The 5628-nt window shown below is 70.5% G+C and carries 4 protein-coding genes; 2 read left to right on the plus strand and 2 right to left on the minus strand.

Annotation, left to right across the window (positions count from 1 at the left end):
• Nucleotides 1-1804: family 43 glycosylhydrolase (locus tag EYA84_RS24805; RefSeq protein WP_131055837.1), on the plus strand; the 1804-nt coding region annotated here is incomplete at its 5' end.
• Nucleotides 1805-2216: 412 nt separating this feature from the next.
• Complete coding sequence (locus EYA84_RS24810; protein WP_176093836.1) at nucleotides 2217-3206, plus strand: LacI family DNA-binding transcriptional regulator; 990 nt, start codon at nucleotides 2217-2219, stop codon at nucleotides 3204-3206.
• A gap of 77 nt (nucleotides 3207-3283) precedes the next feature.
• Here the strand turns inward: EYA84_RS24810 and EYA84_RS24815 are convergent, their stop codons facing one another.
• Both EYA84_RS24815 and EYA84_RS24820 read right to left on the minus strand, forming a co-directional pair.
• The gene (locus EYA84_RS24815) at nucleotides 3284-4657 is read right to left on the minus strand and encodes an endo-1,4-beta-xylanase (protein ID WP_131055841.1); all 1374 of its coding nucleotides are present in this window, start codon (nucleotides 4655-4657) and stop codon (nucleotides 3284-3286) included.
• Between the two features lie 597 nt (nucleotides 4658-5254).
• A partial coding sequence (locus EYA84_RS24820; protein WP_201272471.1) for a cellulose binding domain-containing protein occupies nucleotides 5255-5628 on the minus strand: 374 nt, incomplete at its 5' end.

Consider the following 5628-nt stretch of genomic DNA (forward strand, 5'->3'; position numbering starts at 1 on the left):
TGGTGGCTACTACCGGTTGAAGTCCCGGCACTCGGGCAAGGTGCTGGACGTCTACAACTTCTCCACCGCCAACGGCGCGAACATCGTGCAGTGGAGCGACGGCAACGGCACCAACCAGCAGTTCCGGCTCGCCGACTCCGACGGCGGGTACGTCCGCCTGATCAACCGCAACAGCAACAAGGCGATGGAGGTGCAGAACGCCTCCACCGCCGACGGCGGCAACATCGTGCAGTACGACGACTGGGGCGGCACCAACCAGCAGTGGCAGCTCGTCCGCGTCGGCGACACCGGCAACCCGGGCACCCCCGGCGGCAACTTCACCAACCCGGTGGTCTGGCAGGACTTCGCCGACGTCGACATCATCCGGGTCGGCGACGTCTACTACATGTCCGCCTCGACCATGCACTACTCGCCGGGCGCGCCGGTGCTGCGCTCGTACGACCTGGTGAACTGGGAGTTCGCCGGGCACTCGGTGCCCCGGCTGGACTTCGGCACCAAGTACGACCTGCCCAGCGGGCAACACGCGTACGTGAACGGGATCTGGGCCTCGACGCTGAACTACCGACCCAGCAACCGGACGTACTACTGGGCGGGCTGCATCGACTTCGCCCAGACCCACATCTACACCGCCTCCGCCGTGGACGGCACCTGGAGCCGGCACGCCACCATCCCCAACTGCTACTACGACGCCGGCATGCTGATCGACGACAACGACACCATGTACGTCGCGTACGGCAACGGCACGATCAGCGTGGCGCAGCTCTCCGCCGACGGACGCTCCCAGGTACGGGCCCAGCAGGTCTACCAGACGCCGTCGAGCATCGGCACGCTGGAGGGGGCCCGCTTCTACAAGCGCAACGGCGCCTACTACATCTGGCTGACCCGTCCGGCCAACGGCCAGTACGTGCTCAAGTCGACCAACGGCCCGTTCGGCCCGTACGAGCAGCGGCAGGTGCTGCTCAACATGCAGGGGCCGATCTCCGGCGGCGGCGTACCGCACCAGGGTGGGCTGGTGCAGACCCAGAACGGTGCCTGGTACTACATGGCGTTCACCGACGCGTACCCGGGCGGCCGGATGCCGACGCTGGCGCCGATCACCTGGACCGCCGACGGCTGGCCGCAGGTGCAGACGGTCAACGGCGCGTGGGGCGTGAACTACCCCAACCCGTTGCCGCTGCGGCCGGTCAAGCCGCTCACCGGGGTGGACACGTTCGCCGGCACCCAGCTCGGCGTGCAGTGGGAGTGGAACCACAACCCCGACACCAGCCGGTTCTCGGTGAACAACGGACTGCGCCTGCAGACCGCCACCGTCACCAACGACCTCTACCGGGCCCGCAACACCGTCACGCACCGTATCCAGGGGCCCACCTCGACCGCGACGGTCGAGCTGGACTACTCCACGATGCGCGACGGGGACCGCACCGGCCTGGCCATGCTGCGCGACAACTCGGCCTGGATCGGTGTACGCCGCGACAACGGCGCGACCCGGGTGGTGATGACCAACGGCCTCACCATGGGCAGCAACTGGAGCACCACGAGCACCGGCAGCGAGATCGCCAGTGCCGCGGTGTCCGGCGGCCGGATCTGGCTACGGGCCAACGCCGACATCAGACCCGGCTCCGGGCGGCAGGCGCGCTTCTCGTACAGCACCGACGGGGTCAACTTCGTCTCGCTGGGCAACGCCCTGACGCTCAACAACAACTGGACGTTCTTCATGGGGTACCGGTTCGGCATCTTCAACTTCGCCACCAGCGCCCTTGGTGGTGCGGTGACGGTGCGACGCTTCGAGTTGACGACGCCCTGACCTCGATGTCAGGGCGCCCTCGGGGCGGGTGCGGCGCGTACCTCCGACCGCGCCGCCCGCCGGTACGGACGGTCACCGCGCTCCGGTGACCGAGGGGGTGGTGCCCGGCGACCGGCCGGGCACCACCCGCGTCCCGGCACAGCACGTCATGCGGAATCCCGGTGTACGCCGTCGACCGGGTCGGACGCCGGAGCCCTCGGCGCGACGCGGACTCGGCCCACGGCCTGGCAACGATCGGGATCGGCGCTGACGTAGACTGTGCGTGATCGAGCGCTCTCCACTCGGACGGCACGGGCCGGTGTGGGTACCGCGAGAGGGGATCTTTGTACCCTTAGCCGTTCCAGTCAGCGTCGACCGGTCGCGGCGCCGACCGACATGCGGGGAGTCTGAGATGGCCGTACGCGATCCTGCGATGACGGACGTGGCTCGCCTCGCTGGTGTCTCGCACCAGACGGTGTCACGAGTGCTCAACGGCCACCCGAACGTCCGCGAACAGACCCGACTGCGGGTCCAGGCCGCCATCGCCGAGCTCGGTTACCGCCCCAACCGGGCGGCGCGCGCGTTGGTCACCGGTCGTTCGCAGGTGATCGGCGTGGTCGCCCAGAACACAACTCTCTACGGCCCGGCGTCGCTGCTCACCGCGCTGGAACAGGTCGCCGCCGAGTCCGGCTTCGCGGTCAGCGTGGGCAGCGTCCGGGACCTCGACCACCGGTCCATCTCGGCGGCGGTGGAGCGGCACCTGGCCCACCGGGTCGCCGGCATCGTGGTGATCGCGCCGGTGGAGTCGGCCGGCGAGGCGTTGGAGCGGCTGCCGAAGGACGTCCCGCTGGTCACCGTCGACGGGGATCCGCGCCGACCGATGCCACTGGTGACGGTGGACCAGGCCGCCGGTGCCCGGGCCGCCACCCAGCACCTGCTCGAGGCCGGGCACCGTACGGTGTGGCACGTCTCCGGTCCGTCCGACTGGTTCGACAGCGCGGGCCGGATCGAGGGCTGGCGGGAGGCCCTGCTCGCGGCCGGGGCGGAGATCCCACCGCTGGTGCCGGCGGACTGGTCCGCCGCCGCCGGTTACCGCTGCGGGCAGATGTTGGCCCGGATGCCCGACGTCACCGCCGTCTTCACCGCCAACGACCACCTCGCGCTCGGGGTGCTGCGGGCGTTGCACGAGCACGGTCGCCGGGTGCCGGACGACATCAGCGTGGTCGGCTTCGACGACGTGCCCGAGGCGGCCTACTTCATCCCGCCGCTGACCACCGTGCGGCCGGATTTCGACGCGGTGGCCCGGGCCAGCCTGGAGATGCTGCTGACCCAGATCGAGTCGGCCAGCGGGGGCGCGCTGCGCGAGACGGTCGCACCGACCCTGGTCTCCCGGCAGAGCGTGGGGCGGCCACCGGTCCGCTGAGGCGGTCCGGCGTGCACCCGTGCGGCAGGCAGGGTCCGGCCCGGCCATGCCGGACCGGACCCGCTGCCGGTGGGTGGTCAGCTCGCCGTGCAGGTGGGGGTACCGGACGGACCCGTTCCGGTGCCCTGGAAGCCGAATTCGGTGCTGCCGCCGGCACCGACCTGGCCGTTGTAGCCGACGTTGGCGAAGTTCACCGTGCCGCTGCTGCCGCTGGCCTGGGTGTTCCAGGTGCCGGTGACCGCGGTGCCGCCGGGCAGCGCGACCCGTACGCTCCAGCCACGGATCGCGGAGTTGCCGGCGGTGACCTTGACGGTGGCCACGAAGCCGCCGTTCCACGAGTTCAGCGACACCGATGCGGTGCATCCGCCACCGGTCGACGGGGGCGGGGTGGTGGTGGGCGGCGGGGTGGTCGGGTTCGGCCCGCTGACGCTGTTCAGCGCGTTGAGCACCGACTGGTACGCCGGCTTCTTGTTGCCGTTCGCGTCGAAGAGCAGCGGGTTCTCGTTGCGCCGCCACGAGTCGTTGTCGCGTACGCCCCACACGGTGATGCCGGTGCACCGGGCCACCGCCAGGCAGGCGCGGGTGACCCGTTCGTAGATGCTCGCCTGGTTGGACCCCTGGGCGACGTCCAACTCGGTGATCTGCACGTCCACGCCGAGGTCGGCGAAGCGTTGCAGGTTGGCCTGGTAGTCGCTGGAGAGCGTGGTGCCCAGGTGGGACTGGAAGCCCACGCAGTCGATCGGCACCCCACGGGCCTTGAAGTCGCGCACCATGTTGTAGATGCCGGTCGACTTCGCGTTGACCCCGTCGGTGTTGTAGTCGTTGTAGCAGAGCTTGGCGCTCGGGTCGGCGGTGCGCGCGGTCCGGAACGCGACCTCGATCCAGTCGTTGCCGGTGCGCTGGAGGTTGGAGTCACGCCGACCGCCGCCACCGCCGTCGGCGAACGCCTCGTTCACCACGTCCCAGGAGTGGATCTGGCCCCGGAAGTGGCCGGCGACCCGGGTGATGTGGTTGGTCATGGCGTTGCGCAGCGCGGTGCCGGAGAGGTTCTGTGCCCAGCCCGGCTGCTGGGCGTGCCAGACCAGGGCGTGCCCGCGTACCGACATGCCGTTGGCCCGGGCGTGTGCGACGAGCCGGTCGCCGCCGGTGAAGTTGAAGCCGTTCTGCTGGGGTTCGGTGGCGTCCCACTTCATCTCGTTCTCGGCCACGATGGAGTTGAACTCGCGGTTGAGGATCGTCACGTGTTGACCGTTGAGCATGAACGAGTTGGTGGCGGCGCCGAAATAGCGCCCACTCTGGGCCGCCGCCGCGCCGAGTGTGCTGGCGGCGGCGTTGGCGGCCGGAGCGACGAGCATGGTCGAGGCGAGCAGCGCGGTGCCCGCCACGATGGAGAAGAGCAGGGCGCGCGGCCGGATCGTCGGGCCCCTGTCGTCGGTGGATCTGTGATTCATGACAGACCTCTCGTGGTGGTGGTCGGTACGCCTCTCGGCCGACACGGGACGAGCGGCGACCACACCCGGGGGCGGCCAAGGCTCGGCCCGTCGGGTGCTGGGGCGATCGGTGGAGTTCGTGCGGGCGCGGTGGCCCGGCCGTGGTGCATGGGATCCGGTGCCACCTGCGGTCGGGGCGGCTCGGACGGCCGGCGCGCTGCGCCTTGTCGGCGGGCCCGGACAGGTCACCGGCGGGTGCCGCGATCGGCCGGCGTGCCCTGCCGGCCGGGTCGATGACCTCGAAGGAGCGTGCCCTGCACCCCTCGACCGGAAGTTAGCATGTTATCGATAACACGCTCAAGTGACAGCAGTAAATATGCTCTGGTCGCCTGGTCGGGCGGCGTCCGCTCCGGGACGCGGCGTGCGGCGGGTGTGCACGAGCACAACGAGCGGGCCCGGTGCCACGGGCGCAGGTGGCGCGCCCGCGGCACCGGGCCGCGTACTCGGTGACGGCCGGGTCGCCGTCAGGTGTCGATCAGATCCGGGTGCCGGCACCGGTCGACGTCGCCGCGCCCGTGTCGTGGTGCGACCGGGGCCCGGCTCGTCGGCCGGCGTCGCTCACTGGCAGCCGAGCCCGTTGAGGGTGAAGCCGGTGGGTGGGTTGTTGGTGCCGTTGTGGGTGGCCTGGAAGCCGAAGCTGACGCTCTGGTTACCGGGGATCGTGGCGTTCCAGGCGACGTTGCGCGCGGTCGCCTGGCTGCCGCTCTGGGTCACCGTGGCGTTCCACGCGCTGGTGACCTGCTGGCCGTTCGGCCAGGTCCACTGCAACGTCCAGCCGTTGACCGGGTTCGGGGTGTTGTTGGTGACGGTCACCGTGCCGACGAGACCGTTGTTCCACGAGTCGGCCGAGTACTGCACCCGGCAGGTCGTGGCGCCCGGCGGCGGAGTGGTGGGCGGCGGCGTGGTGGGCGGCGGGGTGGTCGGAGGTGGGG

The organism is Verrucosispora sp. SN26_14.1, assembly GCF_004307965.1.
In the GTDB taxonomy this organism is placed as follows: domain Bacteria; phylum Actinomycetota; class Actinomycetes; order Mycobacteriales; family Micromonosporaceae; genus Micromonospora.

Excerpts from the sequence above, each read along its gene's own strand:
- EYA84_RS24810 (WP_176093836.1), top strand. The coding sequence starts at position 2,217 with ATGACGGACGTGGCTCGCCTCGCTGGTGTCTCGCACCAGACGGTGTCA.
- EYA84_RS24815 (WP_131055841.1), bottom strand. The coding sequence starts at position 4,657 with ATGAATCACAGATCCACCGACGACAGGGGCCCGACGATCCGGCCGCGC.